Raw genomic sequence first — 18,269 nt, 5'->3', positions numbered from 1 at the left:
TCCGCGTCCACGAGTGACGCGGACCCGGGAAGTCCGCCTGGAGAACGTCAGTCGCGGGCGACGAGCAGCGCCCCCACCTCGGCGGCCTTGTCGCCGAGCTCGACGCGGAGGCGGGCGGCGATCTCGATGGCCGAGTCGCCCGGGTCGGCGTCGGCGGCGCCGGCCAGCTGGGCCTGTAGCTTGTCCAGGTCGGCCTTGAGCTGCGCCTTCGTCGCCTCGTCCACACGCGACACCGCGGTGGCCAGCGCCTTGACCGCGCCGGTCATCCAGCCGGCCCACACGTGCAGCGGCACGCGGCCCTTGCCGGCCGGGTTGGGCACTCCGCGGGCCAGCACGAAGTGTGAGTCCTTGAGCAGCTTTGCCTGGTCGGGGGTCACCCTTTCGTCCTTTCAGAAGCCGTTGAGCAGGTGGGTGCCGACGGCGGTGGTCTGGTCGCCGAGCACCTCGCGGAGGCGGCGGACGATGTCTTCCAGGTCGTCGGCGGCGCGGACCGCCTCGATGGCGTCGTCGCTGGACGGCCGCACCTGGGCGTCCAGGTCGTCGAGGTCGCGGCGCAGCTGCGCCTTGGTGGCCTCGTCGGCGCCGGCGGTGGCGATGGCCAGCGACTTGACCGCGCCGGTCAGCCAGCCGGCCCACACGTGCAGCGGCACGCGGCCCTTGCCGGCCGGGTTGGGCACCGCGCGGCACAGCAGGAACTGCACGTCCAGCAGCAGCTTCGCCTGCTCGGTGTCGAGGTCTTCGTCGTCGCCGACGCGCCAGAGCGCCTTCGAACGCTCCATCGACTGGCGCGTGTTCCAGTGGACGTGCTTGATGTGCTTGTTGCGGTCGGGGTCGTCCGGCTTGTACGGCCGGCGGCGCCAGTCGTTGGCGCGTTCGGCGATCTGGTCGTCGTGGATCCAGTAGCGGGACGCCTCGTGCGCCTGGAAGACGCGCTTGAGGTGCTCGACGTCCTCCGCGTACGGCTTGCCGCGGCCGTTGAGCTCGACGTCCATGTCCCACGCGTCGACCGAACCGTCTTTGTCGGGGTTGTGGTCGGACTTGCGGGTCTGGTGGGCCTTGTCGCCGATCGTGCCGTCCGACTTGGTGTCGCGGTGCGGGTAGCGGGCGTCGACGGCCACCCGAAACGCGGTCAGAGCCGGATTGAGCCTCCACCCCATCAGCTACCTCCTTGGCGTCCTCGACGACCAGGACAGTTTCTGGGACGGCACTCCCTTCCGCAGTCGCCTAACCGACCCCGGGAGGGGGTATCACGCTACTCCCCCAGCAGCTCGACGAGCTGGCTCGCGTTCCGCTGCGCGTAGTCGCGGTAGCAGTTGTTGGTCAGAACGTGCGTCTGTGCCGTCTCGCTGGCCAGCTTCTTCAGTTTCGGCGCCCACTCTTTCAGCTCGCGGTCGCTGTAGAGGTAGCCGAACTTCTCGTGGATGTCCTTGCTCGTCCACTTTTCGCTGTGCCCGTGGAAACGCACCACCGCCAGGTCGGCCGTCGCGGCGAGGACCGGCGGCACCGACGACTTGTGCCCCTGCGGCATGTCGACCGAGACGTACGGCAGCTTGTGCTTGCGCAGGAACTCCAGCGTCTCGTCGCGGTTTCCGCCGTCGAACCAGGAGGCGTGGCGGAACTCGTACACGGCGCGTAACGGCCGCACCCGGCGCTGCACCTCCAGCAGGTACTGCTTGTTGGACCGGCGGATGGTGAACCAGGGCGGAAATTGAAACAACAACGCGCCGAGCTTGCCGGCGTCGACCAACGGCTGGAGGGCGGAGAGGAACCGCTCCCACACCTGCTCGTACGCGGCTGGTTCGAGGTCGCCGGGGTAGATGCTCTTCTTCTCGGTCTCCGGCCGGATGTCCTTGTAGATCGCCGAGACCTTGGTGGGGTGGCCGGTGAGCAGGCTGAACGCCTTGATGTTGAACGTGAAGCCGGGCGGGGTGCGGGCCGCCCACAGCGCGGCGGTCTGCTCGGCCGGCGGCGAGTAGTAGGTGGCGTCGACCTCGACCAGCGGATACTTCTCGGCGTAGAAGGCGAGGCGCTTTTCCGGCGTGTCGGCGCTCGCCGGGTACCACCCCGATTCGAGCAGCGTGCGGTCGGTCCAGGAGGCGGTGCCTACCTTGATCTCACCCACGTCACCCAGTCTGCACCAGCGCTGTGCTAACCGCGCTCGCTTCGCTCGCTGGCCGCCCAGGTGCCGCCGCGATCCGGCCTCGTCGCTCCGCTCCTCGGATCGGATCTTGGCAGCACCAGCGCGGGATGCCGTGGGTCGTCCACGCGCACGACCACGTCGGCGAAGGAGGCCGGGGCTACCTCGTCGGCGTAGCGGGCGTAGGCGGGCAGCGTCCACCGCAGGTCGGCCGGCATCCGCCGGTCGAGCGCGGCGGGCGACACGACCAGGTGCAGCGCCACGTCGAACGGGAGGCCGCCGCCGAGCAGCAGCTGGCCGCTCACCAGCACGACGGCGGCGGGCGGGACGCTCAGGTAGGGCGCGCGGGTGGCGCGGTCGGTCGCCGGATCCCAGAGGCTGGGCAGCACCTCGCCCGTGCCGCCGGGCGCGAGCGGGTCGAGCACCTCGCGGCGCAGCCCGTCTTCGTCGAGCCAGGCGGTGTAGAAGGCGTCCGGGTTGTCCCGCCCGAACTCGAGACGCAGCGACGCCGGCCGCAGGAAGCCGCCGGCCGGGATGTGGACGGCGGCCCGCCCGCGGGCGCGGAGCGGGTCGACCAGCGCGGCGGCGAGGATCTCCGGGGTCGCCGGCGGCGGCCCGTCGACCGCGACCCGGAGCCACTGCCCGGGGCGGTCGGCGGCGAGCCGGTCGGCCAGCTCGTCGACCAGCAGGTCAGGAGCGATGGGACGCACGCGCATCCCACCAGCTTTATCAGGCGTCGCGCTCCACGATCACGTGGGCGTCGTCGGCGAGGCGGTAGCCCACCCCGTACACCGTCGTGACCAGCGGCACGTGCATGCCGATCTTGGAGCGGAGGCGGCGGATGTGCACGTCGACGGTGCGCGCGCCGGCGTGCTCGTACCCCCAGACGCCGGTCAGCAGCTGGAGGCGGCTGAACACGCGGCGCGGGTTTTCCGCCAGGAAGAGCAGCAGGTCGAACTCGAGCCGGGTGAGCCGCAGCGTCTCGTCGCCGAGCAGCACCGTGCGGGAGGCGGCCAGCACGCGCAAGGTGCCCTCGCCGGCCGGCCCGGTGACGCTCGGAATCGGCTCGTCGCCGTCGTCGCCCAGGGCGGGCTCCGTGGGTGGCGGCGAGAGGCTCACGGTGCCCTCACCGCGCTCGACGAGCTCGCGTGCCACCTCGAGGAGACGGAAGGCCTGTGGGGTGAGCCCGTCGTCGCTGGCGAGTGGGATCGAAAACGTCACAGTGAGTGTGGGCGAGCCGCCGGCTGGGCGGCGTCCGCCGGGCGCTCTGCCGGGGCCCGGTGGCTGCGACATGTGCCAGCCGGTGCGCGTGGATGTGGCGACGACCGACATGGGTCCTCCTCAACGATCGGATATCGCCCGCGTCCGGCACGCGAATTGGGCCGGCGTTAAGTACGCGAGACGAATCCCCAGGAAACTCGAGTTCTTTACAGCGGTGCCGCCGGAGGAATTTCCGGCAACATTCCACCCGTCAAACGGTTTCCGACCAGGGAGAGACCCACGCGTAAGGTAGGACGAATAGGATCGCAGAAGGCACACGAGTATCCCCAACAGACCGCATGTCACGATGGTCCCGGTACGCCCGGTCCCCGGTCAATAGGCGTGGGCGTTGCAGAAATGTGACAATCGACAACCTTTGCAGGAATCGATATCTCTCGCTGGCTTTCGCGATTGCGCGGTGAAAGGGCCACGGACGCTCAGTGACAATCGGTCGGGTATCGTCACCGTGCTGTGGACACGCTGACGACCCGTGGGCGCGCCGCGCGCCTGCTGGCCACCGTGGCCGCCGGCGTGCTGCTGCTGGCCGGCACCCTGTCGGGCGTCGACGACGACTTCCCGTTCGGCCCCTTCCGGATGTACTCGACGGCACCCGGCGCCGACGAGCCGGCCCCGGACACCCGCGTGGAGGGCGTCGACACCACCGGCGCGGTCGTGTCGCTCACCGAGCGGAGCACCGGCATCCGGCGGGCCGAGATCGAGGGGCAGATGGCGGCGTACCAGGGCGATCCGTCCCGCCTGCGGCAGGTCGCCGACGCCTACGTGGCCCGCAACCCGGACGCACCCGCGCTCGTCGAGGTGCGCATCGTGATCCGGTACGAGGGCGTGCGCGACAGCCGCCCCACCCGCACCCACACCGACAAGGTGGTGGCGTCGTGGCGGCTGTGAAGCGGTGGCTCTTCGAGCCCGTGCCACGCGGGCGGATCGCGGCGTTCCGCACGCTCGTCTACCTCTTCGTCGTCGCCGACATCACCGTCGTCACACCCTGGGTGCGCACCCACGCCGACGTGCCCGGCGACCTCTACCAGCCGCTGCTCGTCGGTCGCCTGCTGCCGCTGCCCACTCCCACTCCCCTGCTCGTCCACGGGATCTTCTGGCTCCTGGTCGTGACGAGCCTGGCCGCCGCGACCGGCCGCGCCCCGCGCGCGCTGGGCTGGACCGTCTTCGCGCTCTACTTCGAGTGGATGGTCATCGCGATGAGCTACGGGAAGGTGGACCACGACCGGTTCGGCTTCCTCGTGGCGCTCGCGGTGCTGCCCACCGTGGGGCGGGCCCGCCACGGCGACGCCACGCCGACCGAGGCCGGCGGGTGGGCGCTGCGGGTCACCCAGATCGCGGTGGTGTGCACGTACTTCCTGGCCGCGTTCGCCAAGCTCCGCTTCGGCGGCGTCGACTGGCTGTGGAGCTCGGTGCTGGCCCGCGCGATCATCCGCCGGGGCACCGACTTCGCCGACCTGATCGCCCAGGTGCCCTACCTGCTGATCGCGGCGCAGATCGGCATCGTGGCGTTCGAGCTGGCCAGCCCGCTCATCTTCGCGCTGCGCGGCCGCTGGCGGTACGCCGGGATCGGGTTCTTCTACTCGTTCCACCTGTTCACGTACGCGGCGATCACCATCTCGTTCGCCCCGCACCTGGTGGCGATGACGTCGTTTCTGCCGCTGGAGAAGGTGCGCCCGATCGAGTGGCTACGCGCTCGGGCGCGAGTCGCCCAGACCTGACCGCCGCGGGACGGCGCAGGCGGGCGTGCCGCCCGGCATGCGGTGGCGGTTGCGGGCCACCCAGCGGTACACCGGCCAGGCCAGCGCGCGCACCGGCGGCACGCGGAGCACCGCGCCGGTGGCCCGCCACCAGGGCCGGCTGGAGCGCAGCAGCAGCGCGATCGCGTCCGGGCCGGCGGCGGTGGCGCCGGTGGCCGGGTCGACCCATTGCACCGCCTCCGCGCACTGGGCCTCGGTCAGCCCGAGCGCGTCGAGGTCGGTGAACTGCCACGGCACGATCCGCGCCGCCGTGGACACGCGCCGCTTGGCGAACTCCGCGCACGTGGTGCAGAAGGCGCAGTCACCGTCGTACACGAAGGTCGGACGATCCATACCCACCCTGCCTGCTCCGCTCCGTCGCTCGGCGCTCGTCCGCCGTCGTGCGCAAGGCCGTAGCCTCGCGACTCCCGCTCAATGGTGCCGCACGCCGGCGGTAAACCGGCCGCCCCCCTGCCGCGTCTGCCTCCCATCACAACCCCAGGGAGGACGATATGTGGATCAAGTACCCACTCGCGGTGGTGGCCCTCGCCACACCGCTGCTCGTGGCGACCGGGGCGGCCGCCGGCACCGCCGACCTGCCCGCGCCCACCCGGACCGCGCCCGTCGTGGGCACGGCCACGGCCCCGCCGGACAGACCGGTGCTCACCGGGGTGCGGCACGGGCGGCACGACCGGTACGACCGGGTGGTGTTCGACTTCGCCGGCGGCACGCCCGCCTACCGCGTCGAGTACGCCCCGCTGGAAGGCGTCGCCAGCGGCCACCCGATCCCGCTGGACGGCCCGGCCGACCTGCGCATCGCATTCACCGGCGTCCCCTCGACCACCGTGAACATGAACAAGGTGGTCAACCCCGGCTACCCGACCCTGCGGCAGGTGAAGTTCGGCGGCGCGTTCGAGGGCCACATCGTCGCCGGCCTGGGGCTGGCCGACCGGGTCGGCTTCCGCGTCCTGCGCCTGTCCAACCCGCCGCGGATCGCCGTCGACGTGGCGCACCAGCCGACCCAGCCGTTCGGCACGGCCCGCTTCCAGGGCGGCGCGCCTCCGCTGCCCGACATCGTGTCGATCGGCGGCGTCCGCACCGGCGCGCACCCCGGCTACGACCGGCTCGTGGTCGACCTGCGCACCGCACGGTTTCCGCTGATCAACGTCGCCTACACCGTGCCCAACCCGACCAGGGTCTACATCGGACTGGTGCCCCTGACGACGGCACCGGCCCAGATCGCCGGCCCCCGCCAGATCCACGTCGGACTAACCCGGCTGCGCGCCGTGTCCATCGTGGCCCACGAGAACGGCACGGTCGCCGTCTTCGCCGACACCAGCAAGCGCACCGGCTTCCGCGTGATGCTCCTCACGAACCCCACGCGCCTGGTGGTCGACGTCAAGCATTAGCTCACGCAATGTCGATCAGGGAGTTGGTGGCGTGGCGCGCCGGGCGACCCGCCCACCAAGTCCCTGATCGACTCGGGGAGGGGTTAGGCGTCGGCCAGGGACACGTGGGCGTCGTCGGAGAGGCGGTAGCCGACGCCGTAGACCGTGGTGATCAGAGGGATCTTTTCGCCGACCTTGGCGCGCAGGCGGCGGACGTGGACGTCGACCGTGCGGGCCACCGCGTGTTCGTAGCCCCAGACGGCGCCGAGCAGCTGGAGCCGGGTGAAGACGCGGCGCGGGTTTTCGGCCAAGAAGACCAGCAGGTCGAACTCCAGGCGGGTCAGCTCGAGCGGCGTGCCACCGAGCCGGACCGTGCGGGAGTCGCGGGAGACGTGGAGGTGGCCGGGCGCGCCGGCCACCTCCATCGCCATGGGCAGCGCGAGTGGCGCCGGGGGCACCGGGGTCGGCGTGATCGTCACCGTGCCCTCGCCGCGCTCGACCAGGTCGCGGACCACCTCAAGCAGGCGGAACGCCTGCGGGCTCATCGACTCGCCGACCAGCGGCACCGTGAACGTCACGGTCAGCGCCGGGGACGAGGGAGCGCCCGCCGGGCGTCTCGGCGCGCGGCCCGGCCCGGTGAGCTGCTGGGGATGCCGGCGCTGCGGGATGGCGGTCACGGTCATCGGGAAGTCTCCTCAGGTCGCCGGCCGTAAGCGGGGGTCACCCGTGGCCTCGAGATACGCGTAGACGTCGGCGGGGCCGAAGGCGGGCAGGCCGGCCAGGCGCCAGGCGGCGAAGCCGCCCGCGACGTCGGTGGCGCGGTGCAGCCCGAGGTCCTGAAGGGCCGCGGCCGCGAGGGAGGACGTGTAGCCCTCCTGGCAGAAGACGATCACGGGCAGGTCGTACCGGCCGGCGATCGGAAGCTTCGCGGCGCTGCGCGGGTCGAAGCGCCACTCCAGGACGTTGCGCTCGACGATCAGCGCGCCGGGGATCTCGCCGTTGGCGGCGCGCTGGGCGGCCGGGCGGATGTCGACGAGGGGCGCGCCGCGGCGGTACGCGAGGTGCGCCTCCTCGGGCTCCAGCCGGCGCAGCCTGGCCCGCGCCTCGGCCAGGATCTCGTCGATCCCCCGCGAACCGGCCGGAGCCCCCGTGTGGCCCGGACACGCCAGTGCCGTCCTCACCGTGCCCACCTTTCGTTCGCGACCGCGGGGCTCGCGAGCGGGCCGCCGTCGGCGGCTTCGGGCCGCCGACGCTCACTCCTCGGGCTCACCACGAGACCCCCGCCCGCTCGACCTCGGCCACGCGGAGCTTGCCGTCCAGCAGGCGGTAGCGGGTCATCGACCGCAGCGCCGGCGCGTACGCGTGGATGCTGATCGCCGGCACGGCGCCCCGGTTGGCGACGCCGTGCACGTGGTGCGCCCCGAAGCGGCGGCCGGCGCCGGCGGGCAGGTCCAGGTGGCGCACCCGCCCGCCGCTGACCGTCCGCTCGACAAGGGCGCCGGACACCACCGTGAACGCGCCGGCCGAGCCGCCGTGGTCGTGCCAGTCGGTCTCCTGGCCGGGCAGCCAGGTCAGGAGCCAGACCTCGTGCTCACGGGTCGCCGCGATCCGCGCGTACCACCGCTCGTCCGGGTCGTACTGGGGCTGGATGGGCCACGAGTCGGGGTCCGACGCCCACCGCCGCGTCGCGGCGAGCAAGTCCGGAAACAACGTCATGGCCCATACCCTACCCTATAAACCCCATCGGTCTAGTAGGGATGGCGCGAATCTCTTCTACGCGCCGCCTTCCTCGAGCTCGACCGTCTTCGGCGCGAAGGACGTACCCTTCACGTCGACGCCCTGCGCCATGAGCGCGTTCAGCGCCTTCTGGACGTAGTCGTTGGTGTAGGCCGTGCCCTCCGGCTGCTTGGTGATGACCGTCTGGCCGTCCTGGTTCTTCGTGGTCAGCGACAGGTCGACGGTCTGCTTCCACTGGTTCTCGTCGAGCATGCCGACGCCGGCCGGCGAGGGCCAGACGAGCTTGTTGACCTCGTTCATCTGCCACAGCTGGTGACTGGCGCCGAGCTTCGAGCCGCGCTTGACCACCAGGTCACGGCACTCTTCGGCGTTGTCCCGGCAGTACGCCCAGCCCTTGAACGAGCCGGTCAGGAACTTCGTCGCCGTGTCCTGGAACGCGCTGTCGTTCAGCTTCTCGCTGCTGGCCCACACCGCGTCCTGGAGCATGGCGGTGCCGACGTCGTTCCAGTTGAGCACCGTGAAGTCGGCGGGCTGGTACAGCTGACCGGTCTTCGGGTTCTTCGCCTCGAGCAGCTGCGCGTACTCGTTGTAGCTCATCGCCTGCGCCGCGTCGATGTCCCGCCGCAGCAGGGCCTGCATGTCGAACTGCTGCTGCACCAGCGTGACGTCCTTGCCCGGGTCGAGTCCGGCTTTGGTCATCCCGGCGAACAGCTCGAACTCGTTGCCGAAGCCCCAGTTGCCCACCTTCTTGCCCTTGAGGTCGGCCGGCGCCTTGATGTTGCTGTCCGCGAACGACACCTGGTAGGTGCCGGAGCGCTGGAAGACCTGGGCGATCTCGGTGATCTGGGCGCCCTGCTCGCGCGAGGCGAGCGCCTTCGGCACCCACGCGACCGCGAAGTCGGCCTGCCCCTGCGCGAGCACCGTCTGCGGCACGATGTCGACGCCGCCCTCCAGGATCTGCACGTCGAGGCCCTGCTCCTTGTAGAAGCCCTTGTCGACCGCGGCGATGTACCCGGCGAACTGGGCCTGCACGAACCACTGGAGCTGGAGCTTGACCGTCTTGGTGCCGCCGGTGGCGTCACCGCTCGGGGTTCCCGACTCGTCCGCGGTGCCACACGCGGCGAGCGCGAGGACACCCGCGAGCGCGCCGCCAATCAACCTTCTCATCGCATCCTCCAAGGGGTTTGGTTATCCGGAACGGCGCCACGGCGTGGCGATCCGCTCCAGGGCGAGCGCGGCGGCGTAGAACACGAGGCCGAGCACGCACGCGCCGACCACGAAGGCCCAGGCGCGCGGGTACGCGGTGTTCGCCGCCGCCGAGGTGATCCGGGAGCCGAGGCCGTCCTGTAGACCGCCGAAGTACTCCGCGACCACCGCCGCGATCACGGCCAGGGAGGACGCCTGGCGCAGACCGGTGAACACGAACGGGAGGGCGCCGGGCAGCCGCACCAGCCGGGTGAACGTCCAGCCGCCGGCGGCGTAGCTGTCCATCAGCTCCCGGTGGGTGGGGTCGACCTGGCGCAGCCCGCGCAGCGTGTTGACGAAGACCGGGAAGAACACCACGATCGCGACGACCACGCGGCGCGGGATGCTGCTGGTCGACTCGAACATGTTGTTGAGGATCGGCGCGAGCGCGATGATCGGCAGCGCGTTGAGCGCCGCGGCGACCGGTATCGACGCCTCGCCGAGCAGCCGGAAGCGGCTGGCGGCCATCGCCGCGAGGATGCCGAGCACCGCGCCGGCGACCAGGCCGACCAGCGCGTTGGTGCCGCTGGCCAGGCCGGTCTTCCAGATCACCTCGCGGCTGAGCCAGAACTGCTCCCAGATCGCGCTCGGCGCCGGCAGGATGAACGGCGCGACCCGCCCCGCCTTGACGATCAGCTCCCACAGCGCGAGCCCGCCGACGCCGACGACCAGCGGCGGCAGCAGGCCGCGGACCAGACCGGACAGCCCGCGGCGGCGCCGCCGGCGGCCAAGCGTGATCGGCGCCGTCGGGTCGGTCGCGGCGATCGGGTCGACGGTCGCGGTCACTAGGCCGACACCTCCGCGGGCGCACCGCGCAGCGCCTTGCGGACCTTCGTGATGCCCGCGAAGAAGCCGGCCGACTGCCGGGTCGCGTCGGAGCGCGGACCCAGGTCGATCTCGACGGTGTCGGTGATCCGGCCGGGGCGCGGGGACATGACGACGACCCGGTTGGAGAGGTACACCGCCTCGGGGATCGAGTGGGTGACGAAGATCGTGCTGGTGCCGGTGCGCGCGCAGATCCGCAGCAGCTCGTCCTGGAGCCGCTCGCGGGTCATCTCGTCGAGCGCGCCGAACGGCTCGTCCATCAGCAGCAGCGGCGGGTGTACCGCCAGGGCCCGCGCGATCGCCACCCGCTGCTGCATCCCGCCGGACAGCTGCGGCGGGTAGTGGCCGGCGAAGTCGCCGAGCCCGACCAGGTCGAGCATCTCCCGGGCCCGCTCGCGGCGCTCCGCGCGGGAGGCGCCGCGCAGCTCCAGGGGCAGCTCGACGTTGCGCTGCACGGTGCGCCAGTCGAAGAGGCCGGCCTGCTGGAACGCGATCCCGTACTCCTGGTCCAGGCGCGCCTTCCGGGCCGGCTTGCCGGCGACGACCACGGTGCCCTCGGTGGGCGGCACAAGGTCGGCGACGAGTCGCAGCAATGTGGACTTGCCGCACCCGGACGGGCCGATCAGCGACACGAACTGCCCACTCTCGACGGTCAGGTCGACGCCGGTGAGCGCGACGACCTGGTCGGCGCGGCCCGGGTTGAACACCTTGCCGACGCCGGTCAGCTCCACAGCGGCGGCTGAGCCGGCCGTCCCCTCGCGCGAGCGCTCGGTCATGCGGCCCTCCGTCGGTTGAGTGCGAACTCGGCGGCGCCCACGAGCCCCGCCACGGCCAGGCCGAGCAGCGCCGCGCCGACCATCGCGGTGTAGACCTTGGCCGGGTCGGCGGTCGCCTCCCGGGAGTACTCGATGACGAGGCGGCCGATGCCGCCGCGGGTACCCGTGGAGATCTCGCCCACCACGGCCCCGACGACGGCCGCGGCCCCCGCGAGCCGCAACGCGGGGAAGAGATAGGGGGTTGACGCCGGGAGCCGCAGCTTGACGAGCGTGTGCCACCACCCGGCGGCGTAGCTGTGCATCAGCTCCTCGGCCACCGCGGGCGGCGACTGGAGCCCGCGCAGCATGCCGACGGCGACCGGGAAGAACGCCAGGTACGCGGCGATCGTGGCCACCGACATCCAGGGCTGCCACGGGTACGAGCCGAGCGACAGCTTCCCGCCCCACCCGGCGATCGCCGGCGCGAGCGCGATCAGCGGCACGGTCTGGGAGAGGATGACGTAGGGCAGCAGGCCGCGCTCGACCACCCGAAAGCGCTGCATCACGACCGCGAGCAGCAGCCCGATCAGCGCGCCGGCGCCAAACCCGACCGCGACACTGCGGAGCGTGAACAGGCACGCCTTCAGCACGACGAGCGCTATCGGGTCACCACCGGCCAGCTCCGGCTCGCCGAAGCGGCGCAGCACGTCGAGGACGTGCGGCATGGCCGCGTCGTCCGCCCGCGGCAGCACCCGGACGCCGAGGACGGTGGCGCCGTCGTCGCTGCCGACCCACTTGTACGCCTCCCACAGCAGGACCGCCACGACGACCGCGCCGATCCCGGTGGCGAGCGCCCTTTTCACGCGACCATCCCCTGCGGACCGCGAAGCATGTGCGCTCCGCTTCGCTCCGCGCTCATGCCGCCACTGATTCGGCGCGCAGCGCGGGGATGATGTGCTCGCCGTACGCGGCGAGGGTGTGCTCCTTGTCGTCGTGCTGGAGGTACACCGCGAACTGGTCGACGCCCAGGTCGCGCAGCGCCCGCAGCTTGGTCAGGTGCGACTCCACCGGCCCGAGCACGCAGAACCGGTCGACGATGTCGTCCGGCACGAACGCGGTGTGCGTGTTGCCGGCCTTGCCGTGCTGCGCGTAGTCGTATCCCTTGCGGCCCTCGATGTAGTCGGTGAGGGCCTGCGGCACCGCCCCACTCGTGCCGTAGCGCGCGACGATGTCGGCGACGTGGTTGCCGACCATGCCGCCGAACCACCGGGTCTGCTCGCGCTGGTGGGCCAGGTCGTCGCCGACGTAGGCCGGTGCGGCCACGCAGAACTTGATGGCCGCCGGGTCGCGCCCCGCCTTCTCGGCCGCGCCCCGCACCGTCTGGATCATCCAGGCGGCGATGTCCGGGTCGGCGAGCTGGAGGATGTACCCGTCGCCCACCTCGCCGGTCAGGGCGAGCGCCTTCGGCCCGTACGCGGCGACCCACACCGGCAGCTCGGTGCCGGGCTCGACCCACGGCAGCCGCACCTCGTTGCCGCGCAGGGTCACCGGGCGGCCGGCCACCAGCTCGCGGATCACGTGCACGCACTCGCCCAGCTCCTTGAGGCTGTTGGGCGGGAGGCCGAGCGTGCGCAGCGCCGAGTCGCCCCGGCCGATGCCGCAGATGGTGCGGGCGCCGTACATCTCGTTGAGCGTGGCGAACAGCGACGCCGTCACGGTCCAGTCGCGGGTGCCCGGGTTGGTCACCATCGGGCCGACGACCACATTGGACGTCCGCGCGAGGATCTGCGAGTAGATGACGAACGGCTCCTGCCACAGCAGGTGCGAGTCGAACGTCCACACGTGACTGAACCCCGCCGCCTCCGCCTCCACCGCGAGGTCGACCACGGTGGACGCGGGTGGGTCGCACTGGAAGACGACGCCGATGTCCATACGCTATCTCACTTTCGGGAAGCCCAGGTCCACTTCGGACGTTGCCGGATCGGGCCACCGCGACGTGACCACCTTGGTGCGGGTGTAGAACTGCAAGCCCTCGGGGCCGTACATGTGCAGGTCGCCGAAGAGGGAGGCCTTCCAGCCGCCGAAGCTGTAGTACGCCACCGGCACCGGGATGGGCACGTTGACACCGACCATGCCGCACACGGCGTCGTACTGGAAGCGGCGCGCCGCCCCGCCGTCGCGGGTGAAGATGGCCGTGCCGTTGCCGTACGGGTTGTCGTTGACGAGCTTGAGCGCCTCGTCGTAGGTGTCGACCCGCACCACCGACAGCACCGGCCCGAAGATCTCGTCGGTGTAGTAGGCGCTTTCCTTCTCGACGTTGTCCACAAGGGACGGGCCGAGGAAGAAGCCCGGACCTTCCGAGACGGAGCGCCCGTCCACCACCACGTCGCCGCCCGCGGTGTCGAGGTAGGAGGCGACGCGGTCGCGGTGTTCCCGCGTGATCAGCGGCCCCATCTCCGAGTCCGGGTCGGACGCCGGACCGACGCGGATCTTGCCGAGGCGGTCGGCGATCGCGGGGACGAGCGCGTCGCCGGCCGCGCCGACCGCGACCACGACGGAGACGGCCATGCACCGCTCCCCCGCCGAGCCGAAGCCGGCCGAGACGGCGGCGTCGGCCGCCGCGCCGACGTCGGCGTCGGGGAGCACGACCATGTGGTTCTTCGCACCGCCGAGCGCCTGCACCCGCTTGCCGGCCCGGGTGCCCGCCTCGTAGATCGCCTTCGCCACGGGTGTCGAGCCGACGAACGAGACCGCCTGGACGTCCGGGTCGGCGAGCAGCGCGTCGACCGCGCTCTTGTCGCCCTGCACGACGTTGAACGCGCCGTCCGGCAGCCCGGCCCGGCGCAACAGGTCGGCCAGCAGCAGCGAGACGGACGGGTCCTTCTCGCTCGGCTTGAGCACGAACGTGTTGCCGGCCACCAGCGCGTTGCAGAACATCCACATCGGCACCATCGCCGGGAAGTTGAACGGCGTGATGCCGGCGACGACGCCGAGCGGCTGGCGGATCGAGTACACGTCGACGCCGGTGGCCGCCTGCTCGCTGTATCCGCCCTTGAGCAGGTGCGGCGCGCCGGCGGCGAACTCGGCGTTTTCCAGCCCGCGGGCGACCTCGCCGCCCGCGTCGGCCACGGTCTTGCCGTGCTCCGAGGAGAGCAGCGTGGCGATCTCCTTGCGGTTGGCGTCGACGAGATCGCGGAAGCGGAACATCACCTCGGCGCGGCGGGACAGCGAGGCCGCCCGCCAGCCGGGCTGCGCGTCGAGGGCAGCCTGGACGGCGGCGCGCACCTCCGCGCCGGTCGCGGCGACGACCTCGGCCTGCTGCTCGCCGGTGGCCGGGTCCCAGACCGGGAGGCGGCGGTCGCCCGCGCCCTCCACCTGGGCTCCGTTGATCCAATGTGGAACGATTCGCATAGCCATCACACCAGGTAGCTCGAGAGCCCGCGGGGCAGGTACTGGCCCCGCCCCTTCGAGCCGTGGTAGGCGCCCTCGCGCACGATGACCTCGCCGCGGGACAGGACAGTGTCGACCTTGCCGGCGATCTCGTAGCCCTCGTACGCCGAGTGGTCCATGTTCATGTGGTGGGTCTCGACGCTGATCCGGGTGCGCCCGTTCGGGTCGTAGACCACGATGTCGGCGTCCGACCCGGGCTGGATGACGCCCTTGCGCGGGTAGAGGCCGAACATCCTGGCCGGTGTCGTGGCGATCGTCTCTACCCAGCGCTCCAGCGACAGCTTGCCGTCGACGACGCCCTGGTAGAGCAGGTCGACCCGGTGCTCGACCCCGCCGATGCCGTTGGGGATCTTGGAGAAGTCGCCGACGCCCAGCTCCTTCTGGTCTTTGAAGCAGAACGGGCAGTGGTCGGTGGAGACGATCGCGAGGTCGTTGCTGCGCAGCCCCTGCCACAGGTCCCTCTGGTGGCTCTCGTGCTTGCTGCGCAGCGGGGTGGAGCAGACCCACTTGGCGCCTTCGAAGCCGGGCGCGCCGAGCTGGTCCTCCAGCGTCAGGTACAGGTACTGCGGGCAGGTCTCGGCGAAGACGTTGCGCCCGGCGTCGCGGGCCGCCGCCACCTCGGCCAGGGCCCGGCTGGCGGACAGGTGCACGATGTACAGCGGGCAGTCCTGGGCCACCTCGGCCAGCATGATCGCCCGGTGGGTCGCCTCGGCCTCGAGGGCCTCGGGCCGGGTGAGGCCGTGGTGGATCGGGTCGGTCTCGCCGCGGGCGAGGGCCTGCTGGATCAGCACGTCGATCGCGATGCCGTTTTCCGCGTGCATCATGATGACCGCGCCGTTGTCGCGCGCCTTCTGCATGGCCCGCAGGATCTGGCCGTCGTCGGAGTAGAACACGCCCGGGTACGCCATGAAGAGCTTGAAGCTGCTGATGCCCTCGTCGTTGACGAGCTGGTCCATGGCCTTGAGCGAGTCGTCGTCGACGCCGCCGAGGATCATGTGGAACGCGTAGTCGACGTGGCAGTTGCCGTCGGCCTTGGCGTGCCAGGCGGCGAGCCCGTCCTGCACCACCTCGCCGGTGCGCTGCACCGCGAAGTCGATGATCGTGGTGGTGCCGCCGAACGCCGCGGCCTTCGTGCCGGTGTCGAACGTGTCCGACGCGAACGTGCCGCCGAACGGCAGCTCCATGTGGGTGTGCGCGTCGATGCCGCCCGGGATGACGTACTTGCCGGTGGCGTCGAGGGTCTCGGTGTCCGACGGGCCGGTGCCGGGCGCGTGGATCGCGACGATCTTCTCGCCGTCGACCAGCACGTCGGCCGGGCTCGCGCCGGTGGGGCCGATCACGGTGCCCCCGGTGATCAGCAGGGTCATGTTCTTGTTCCTCCGGATCAGGGCTGGGTGAGCGGGCCGTAGGCGTCCGGGCGGCGGTCGCGGTAGAAGGCCCACCGGTCGCGCACCTCGGCCAGCAGGGCCAGGTCGAGGTCGCGGACGATCAGCTCGGCCTGGTACGGGTCGCCGGTCTCGCCGACGAACTTGCCCTCGGGGTCGACGAAGTACGACGTGCCGTAGAAGTCGTTGTCCCCGAGCGGCTCGACGCCGACCCGGTTGATCGCGCCGACGAAGTACTCGTTGGCGACGGCGCTGGCCGGCTGCTCCAGCTTCCACAGGTAGGACGAGAGGCCGCGGTGGGTGGCGGACGGGTTGAACACGATCGTCGCGCCGCCGAGGCCGAGCGCGCGCCAGCCCTCCGGGAAGTGGCGGTCGTAGCAGATGTACACGCCGATGCGGCCGACCGCGGTGTCGAACGTGGGGTAGCCGAGGTTGCCGGGACGGAAGTAGAACTTCTCCCAGAAGCCCTTGACCTGCGGGATGTGCGTCTTGCGGTACTTGCCGAGGTATCGACCGTCGGCGTCGACGACCGCGGCGGTGTTGTAGAGGACGCCGGGCTGCTCCTGCTCGTACATCGGCAGGACCATCACCATGCCGAGCTCGGCGGCGAGCGCCTGGAAGCGCTCGGTGGTCGGCCCGGGGATCGACTCGGCGTACGAGTAGTACTCCTTGTCCTGGACCTGGCAGAAGTACGGGCCGTAGAAGAGCTCCTGGAAGCAGATCACCTTCGCGCCCTGTGCGGCGGCTTGGCGGGCGTACTCCTCATGAGCCTTGATCATCGATTCCTTGTCGCCGGTCCACGTGGTCTGGACGAGCGCGGCGCGGACAAGGTCTGCCATGGGGTCGTCCCCTCTCGGCTCTGTTCTTTTCGCAGCTGATGGCGTAGGACTTTAGTGACACAGGTGCGGGCGGACAATGGCGAGATTGTTACAGGATATTGCGTAGGAGTAACATGCTCCAGCTCATCGCCGGTGCGGTCAACGATCGCACCGCCCGCGGGATCGCCGCCGCGGTGAGCCGCCTCGTGCACAACGGCGAGTTGCCCGCCGGCACCCGCCTGCCCACGGTCCGCTCGGTCGCGCAGGCGCTCGGCATCAGCCCGACGACGGTCAGCGAGGCCTGGCGTTCGCTGGCCAGCGCGGGGGCGATCCAGACGCGCGGGCGCTCCGGCACCTTCGTGCTCACACCCACCCGCCCCCGGCAGAAGATGCGCTTCTCCCGGCTGGTCGCCAACCCGTCGTCGCTGCCGCACGACTTCTCCACCGGCGTGCCCGACCACGACCTGCTCCCCGACCTCGCGCCCGCGCTGCGCCGGATCGGCGACACCCGGCTCACCACGTCGTACCTGGAGGACCCGGTGCTCCCCCGCCTGGAGGTGGTGCTCCGGGAGCGCTGGCCGTACCCGCCGCAGCAGCTCACCGTCGTCGACGGCGCCCTCGACGCGCTCGACCGGGTGGTGGGCGCGGTGGTGCGCTTCGGCGCCCACGTGGTGGTGGAAAACCCGACCTTCCCGCCCCTGCTCGACCTGCTGGAGTCGGTCGGCGCGGTGCCGGTGCCCGTGGCGCTGGACGCCGCCGGGCCGGTGCCGGCCGCGCTGGCCGCGGCGCTGGAGCAATCCCCCAGCGCGGTCTTCCTCCAGCCGCGGGCGCAGAACCCCACCGGCGTCTCGATGACCGCGGAGCGCGCCGCCGACCTCGCCGCCCTGCTCGCCGACCATGAGTCGATCATCGTGGTCGAAGACGACCACGTGGGCGACATCGCCACGGCGCCGGCCGTCTCGCTCGGCGCGCACCTGCCCGACCGGGTGGTACACGTGCGCAGCTTCTCCAAGAGCCACGGCCCGGACCTGCGGCTGGCCGCGGTCGGTGGCCCTGCCGCGCTGGTCACCGCCGTCGCCGACCGGCGGCTGCTCGGCCCCGGCTGGTCCAGCCGGGTGCTCCAGGCGGTGCTGCTCGACCTGCTGACCGACCCGGCGACCGTGCGCGCGGTGGCCGGCGCCCGCCGCGAGTACGCCCGCCGCCGCGACCTGCTCCTGGCCGCGCTCGCCGGGCACGGGGTGGAGGCGACCGCCGCCGACGGCATCAACATGTGGATCGCGGTGCGCGACCAGCAGGTCGCCCTCGTCACCCTGGCCGCGCACGGGATCGGCGCGGCGCCGGGCGCGCCGTTCGAGGTGCGCCCGCTGGGCGGCGACCACATCCGGGTGACGGTCGGCCTGGTGCGCGACGGCTTCGACGACCTGGCCGCCATCCTCGCCGAGGCCGCCGGGGCACGCCACCGCGCCAGCGGCCACCGCGCCGGCCCCCTGCACCGCGCCGCCCGCTAGGGCCTGT

The 18,269-nt window shown here is 71.6% G+C and carries 21 protein-coding genes; 4 read left to right on the top strand and 17 right to left on the bottom strand.

The window, feature by feature from the left end; all coding sequences use genetic code 11:
- Nucleotides 1–47 precede the first annotated feature (47 nt).
- The 5 genes from AC5L36_RS25710 to AC5L36_RS25690 all read right to left on the bottom strand — a co-directional run bounded on the left by AC5L36_RS25710 (nt 48) and on the right by AC5L36_RS25690 (nt 3,469).
- The gene (locus tag AC5L36_RS25710; protein WP_441221144.1) at nt 48–377 is read right to left on the bottom strand and encodes a hypothetical protein; all 330 of its coding nucleotides are present in this window, start codon (nt 375–377) and stop codon (nt 48–50) included.
- Between the two features lie 12 nt (nt 378–389).
- Nucleotides 390–1,157, bottom strand: coding sequence for a hypothetical protein (locus AC5L36_RS25705; RefSeq protein WP_441221142.1), 768 nt, complete (start codon nt 1,155–1,157; stop codon nt 390–392).
- Nucleotides 1,158–1,252: 95 nt separating this feature from the next.
- Complete coding sequence (locus tag AC5L36_RS25700; protein ID WP_441221140.1) at nt 1,253–2,122, bottom strand: DUF72 domain-containing protein; 870 nt, start codon at nt 2,120–2,122, stop codon at nt 1,253–1,255.
- Nucleotides 2,123–2,148: 26 nt separating this feature from the next.
- On the bottom strand, nt 2,149–2,853 hold the full coding sequence (locus AC5L36_RS25695; protein WP_441221138.1) for a nucleoside/nucleotide kinase family protein: 705 nt from the start codon (nt 2,851–2,853) through the stop codon (nt 2,149–2,151).
- Between the two features lie 13 nt (nt 2,854–2,866).
- Nucleotides 2,867–3,469 carry a winged helix-turn-helix domain-containing protein gene (locus tag AC5L36_RS25690; RefSeq protein ID WP_441221137.1) on the bottom strand — a complete coding sequence of 201 codons (603 nt, stop codon included), beginning with the start codon at nt 3,467–3,469 and terminating at the stop codon, nt 2,867–2,869.
- A gap of 399 nt (nt 3,470–3,868) precedes the next feature.
- On the opposite strand from AC5L36_RS25690, the gene AC5L36_RS25685 reads away from it, so the two are divergent.
- Together AC5L36_RS25685 and AC5L36_RS25680 are read left to right on the top strand one after the other, a co-directional pair.
- Entirely contained in the window at nt 3,869–4,303 is a 435-nt protein-coding gene (locus tag AC5L36_RS25685) for a hypothetical protein (protein WP_441221135.1), read from the top strand.
- Complete coding sequence (locus AC5L36_RS25680) at nt 4,300–5,133, top strand: MFS transporter permease (RefSeq protein WP_441221427.1); 834 nt, start codon at nt 4,300–4,302, stop codon at nt 5,131–5,133. The genes AC5L36_RS25685 and AC5L36_RS25680 overlap by 4 nt, the downstream gene beginning before the upstream one ends.
- Here AC5L36_RS25680 and AC5L36_RS25675 read toward each other — a convergent pair.
- On the bottom strand, nt 5,101–5,505 hold the full coding sequence (locus tag AC5L36_RS25675; protein WP_441221133.1) for a thiol-disulfide oxidoreductase DCC family protein: 405 nt from the start codon (nt 5,503–5,505) through the stop codon (nt 5,101–5,103). The genes AC5L36_RS25680 and AC5L36_RS25675 overlap by 33 nt on opposite strands.
- A 158-nt stretch (nt 5,506–5,663) precedes the next feature.
- Between AC5L36_RS25675 and AC5L36_RS25670 the strand changes: the two genes are divergently transcribed.
- Entirely contained in the window at nt 5,664–6,560 is an 897-nt protein-coding gene (locus tag AC5L36_RS25670) for an AMIN-like domain-containing (lipo)protein (RefSeq protein ID WP_441221132.1), read from the top strand.
- Nucleotides 6,561–6,643: 83 nt separating this feature from the next.
- On the opposite strand, the gene AC5L36_RS25665 is transcribed toward AC5L36_RS25670, so the two are convergent.
- From AC5L36_RS25665 to AC5L36_RS25615, 11 genes are all read right to left on the bottom strand, one after another.
- Complete coding sequence (locus tag AC5L36_RS25665; RefSeq protein WP_441221425.1) at nt 6,644–7,117, bottom strand: winged helix-turn-helix domain-containing protein; 474 nt, start codon at nt 7,115–7,117, stop codon at nt 6,644–6,646.
- 117 nt (nt 7,118–7,234) lie between these two features.
- Nucleotides 7,235–7,720, bottom strand: coding sequence for a rhodanese-like domain-containing protein (locus AC5L36_RS25660; RefSeq protein ID WP_441221130.1), 486 nt, complete (start codon nt 7,718–7,720; stop codon nt 7,235–7,237).
- Between the two features lie 85 nt (nt 7,721–7,805).
- Nucleotides 7,806–8,255, bottom strand: coding sequence for a cysteine dioxygenase (locus AC5L36_RS25655; RefSeq protein WP_441221128.1), 450 nt, complete (start codon nt 8,253–8,255; stop codon nt 7,806–7,808).
- A 57-nt stretch (nt 8,256–8,312) separates the two neighbouring features.
- Nucleotides 8,313–9,443 (bottom strand): ABC transporter substrate-binding protein, encoded by a 1,131-nt coding sequence (locus tag AC5L36_RS25650; protein WP_441221126.1) that lies wholly within the window; start codon nt 9,441–9,443, stop codon nt 8,313–8,315.
- 21 nt (nt 9,444–9,464) lie between these two features.
- Nucleotides 9,465–10,307 carry an ABC transporter permease gene (locus AC5L36_RS25645; RefSeq protein ID WP_441221124.1) on the bottom strand — a complete coding sequence of 281 codons (843 nt, stop codon included), beginning with the start codon at nt 10,305–10,307 and terminating at the stop codon, nt 9,465–9,467.
- Nucleotides 10,307–11,122: an ABC transporter ATP-binding protein gene (locus AC5L36_RS25640; protein WP_441221122.1), complete on the bottom strand. Its 816-nt coding sequence runs from the start codon at nt 11,120–11,122 to the stop codon at nt 10,307–10,309. The genes AC5L36_RS25645 and AC5L36_RS25640 overlap by 1 nt, the downstream gene beginning before the upstream one ends.
- Nucleotides 11,119–11,964, bottom strand: a complete 846-nt coding sequence (locus tag AC5L36_RS25635) for an ABC transporter permease (protein WP_441221120.1) — start codon at nt 11,962–11,964, stop codon at nt 11,119–11,121. The genes AC5L36_RS25640 and AC5L36_RS25635 overlap by 4 nt, the downstream gene beginning before the upstream one ends.
- Before the next feature lie 52 nt (nt 11,965–12,016).
- The gene (locus AC5L36_RS25630; RefSeq protein ID WP_441221118.1) at nt 12,017–13,033 is read right to left on the bottom strand and encodes a TIGR03842 family LLM class F420-dependent oxidoreductase; all 1,017 of its coding nucleotides are present in this window, start codon (nt 13,031–13,033) and stop codon (nt 12,017–12,019) included.
- A gap of 3 nt (nt 13,034–13,036) precedes the next feature.
- A complete protein-coding gene (locus tag AC5L36_RS25625) occupies nt 13,037–14,512 on the bottom strand; it encodes a CoA-acylating methylmalonate-semialdehyde dehydrogenase (protein WP_441221424.1) in 1,476 nt (491 codons plus the stop codon).
- A gap of 5 nt (nt 14,513–14,517) precedes the next feature.
- Nucleotides 14,518–15,918 carry a dihydropyrimidinase gene (gene hydA, locus AC5L36_RS25620; RefSeq protein ID WP_441221116.1) on the bottom strand — a complete coding sequence of 467 codons (1,401 nt, stop codon included), beginning with the start codon at nt 15,916–15,918 and terminating at the stop codon, nt 14,518–14,520.
- 17 nt (nt 15,919–15,935) lie between these two features.
- Nucleotides 15,936–16,775, bottom strand: coding sequence for a nitrilase-related carbon-nitrogen hydrolase (locus AC5L36_RS25615; RefSeq protein WP_441221114.1), 840 nt, complete (start codon nt 16,773–16,775; stop codon nt 15,936–15,938).
- 113 nt (nt 16,776–16,888) lie between these two features.
- Here AC5L36_RS25615 and AC5L36_RS25610 point away from each other — a divergent pair, with 113 nt between their 5' ends.
- Nucleotides 16,889–18,262 (top strand): aminotransferase-like domain-containing protein, encoded by a 1,374-nt coding sequence (locus AC5L36_RS25610; protein ID WP_441221112.1) that lies wholly within the window; start codon nt 16,889–16,891, stop codon nt 18,260–18,262.
- The last annotated feature ends 7 nt before the right edge of the window (nt 18,263–18,269 follow it).

It is taken from the genome of Phytohabitans sp. LZ39, assembly GCF_059359075.1.
This window is presented reverse-complemented; position numbering and strand designations above follow the sequence as displayed.